At 66.9% G+C, this 918-nt stretch carries 2 protein-coding genes; both read left to right on the top strand.

The genetic code is table 11. The annotated features are described in order from the left end of the window. A partial coding sequence (locus tag GXY01S_RS16740; RefSeq protein ID WP_146222836.1) for a tyrosine-type recombinase/integrase occupies positions 1 to 201 on the top strand: 201 nt, incomplete at its 5' end. Between the two features lie 19 nt (positions 202 to 220). Continuing rightward, positions 221 to 918, top strand: a 698-nt coding sequence (locus GXY01S_RS16745; protein WP_174520998.1) for an IS91 family transposase, incomplete at its 3' end; no start/stop codon positions are given.

The raw sequence follows: 918 nt of genomic DNA on the forward strand, positions 1-918 counted from the left end.
CATACCCTGCGGCACAGCTTTGCCACGCACCTGCTTGAGGATGGTGTCGATGTCCGCGTGATCCAGGTTCTGCTGGGTCATTCCCGCCTGGAGACCACGGCCCTTTATACAAAAGTTGCGACACGGACCGTGCGGGCCGTCATCAGTCCGCTCGACAGGCTGGGCATGCTGGCGACAACGCAGGCGAGGCCCGACGGCTGATCCCCGGGCGGGGGCGGTCATGTCCGCCTCCCTCGAACTGGGGGACATCTTCCGGGCTGCCGGCCCTGCCTGGCGGTCAGCCCATGCCGGCCGTCTCCCCCTGCAGCAGCTCAAGGTCATGTCGGCGATCGAACACTGTCGCACGGCGGCCCTTGGTGGTCATGTCGCGGCCTGCGGGGACTGTGGACACTGGCGGATCGCCTATAACAGCTGCCGCAACCGTCATTGTCCGCGCTGTCAGGGGAACGCCGCGCGGACATGGCTGGCCGAGCGGGAGGCCGATCTGCTGCCGGTCGGGTATTTCCATGTCGTCTTCACCCTACCGGCGCGGATCGCCGACATCGCGCTCCAGAACAAGGCCGTTCTCTACGCCCTGCTGTTCCAGGCCGCCTCGGAGACGATGATGACGATCGCCGCCGATCCCCGGCATCTGGGTGCCCGCATCGGCATCACCGCCGTGCTGCACAGCTGGGGGTCGGCGCTGACCCACCATCCCCATGTGCACATGATCGTGCCGGGTGGCGGTCTCTCGCCCGATGGCCAGCGCTGGATCTCGTCACGCCCTGCCTTCCTGCTGCCCGTTCGCGTGCTGGGCAAGCTGTTTCGCCGTCTGTTCCTCACCCGGCTGCTCGCACTTTTCGATGCCGACCGGCTGGTCTTCCGGGGGCAGCTTGCCCCTCTCGCAGACCGTCGTACCTTTCTGCGGTATCTGGCCCC

The sequence above is a fragment of the Komagataeibacter xylinus NBRC 15237 genome (assembly GCF_001571345.1).
In the GTDB taxonomy this organism is placed as follows: Bacteria; Pseudomonadota; Alphaproteobacteria; order Acetobacterales; family Acetobacteraceae; genus Komagataeibacter; species Komagataeibacter xylinus.